Raw genomic sequence first — 1,399 nt, forward strand, 5'->3', positions numbered from 1 at the left:
CGCAGGTTCAAGTCCTGTCTCCGCAACCAACAAAAGCTCGTTGAAACGACAAGTTTCAACGAGCTTTTTTCTACCTTATGGCAAAAGTGGTAACAGGCCGGTAACTTTGACCCCAAAATGACCCCAAAACGGAAAAATGACTGCGCCCGAGCGGTTGAGATTTTCAACCGCCCGGGCGCTTTTTGTGGATAAATTTTGCGGAGTTGGCAGGTAAAAATAGGAGCGATTAGTGTAGTCAGCTCGCTTTGACGAGTACCAACACGCTGTTGTTTGGCACGACGATCTGTTCCTGTTTGGTGGGAATGGGCGGGTTCTTGTACTGGCGCAGGGCTTTTTGGATTTGCTGCTTGACTTCCAGCAGGGCGGCGTCTAATGTTGATGCAGTGATGACGATTTTTGGGAAGTCGGGAACATGGGCGGTGCAGCCGTCTGCCGAGAGTGTGCAAAGCACCGGATAAGGCCGGTTCTCTACGGAGATACTGTACTGCATCCCGAACATATCGTCCATCTTATCCATTTCGCGCCGTTTGTGTTCGTCCATGCTGTGGACGTAAGTATCCATTGTGAACGCAACGGAATAATGACCGAGGATGGCTGACAGGGTCTTATAGTCCATGCCGCGCTCCAGCGCACGGGTGGCGAAGGTGTGGCGCAGGGCGTGGAAGGTAAAGTGCCCGATGTCGGCATCCTTCAACAATCGGTCGTAGTAATCCTTGAAGGTTTTCTGCTCAAAGTAGTGTCCAAACTCGTTGGTAACGATGAAGCCGTCATTGGTGTACTTATCCCCTGCCCGCTGCTTGTCCTGCGCCTGCTGCTGTTTCCAACAGGCAAGCTCGTCTGCTATTGTGCGGGTCAGCGGAATCGTGCGGCGGGAGTTTTTCGTTTTGGGTGTGCCGAATACGATTTTGGTTTTGTTCTCTCCGTCGTTGGCTTCATACTTGGCAAGGCGGTTAATGGTACGCCTGACGTGAAGTTGGGCGGTACTGAAATCAATGTCTTCCCACTTTAGTGCCAGCAATTCCCCCATGCGTAATCCTGTACACAAGTCTAAGCGGATAAACACGCCGTAGCGGTGGCGGTAGCTGGCTTGCACCAGCGCCCGCTGCTGGTCGTTGGTAAAAACTACGATTTCGGGCTTTTCTCCGCTGGGCAAGGTCACGGCATCGCAGGGGTTGTAAATCAGCAGACGCTCTTTTACAGCTTGCTGTAAGCACTTATGCAATGCCATGTGGTAGTTGCGCAAGGTCTTGGGGGATAAGCCTTCCTCGCGGAATTTGTAGTTGTAAAATTCCTGTAAGGTGTGCGGTTCTAATTTCTTTAATAAAATCTTTCCCAGTACACAAAAGTGCTTGTTGAGATAACTGCGGTAGCTGGCGTAAGTAGATTGCTTGACGGTGTC

The 1,399-nt window shown here is 51.1% G+C and carries 1 protein-coding gene; it reads right to left on the reverse strand.

The window, feature by feature from the left end; translation table 11 throughout:
• Window positions 1–235 precede the first annotated feature (235 nt).
• The coding region (locus B5D32_RS14685; RefSeq protein ID WP_078785685.1) for a tyrosine-type recombinase/integrase at window positions 236–1,399 on the reverse strand (1,164 nt) is incomplete at its 5' end.

The sequence above is a fragment of the Gemmiger formicilis genome, assembly GCF_900167555.1.
Taxonomy (GTDB): Bacteria; Bacillota; Clostridia; order Oscillospirales; family Ruminococcaceae; genus Gemmiger; species Gemmiger formicilis.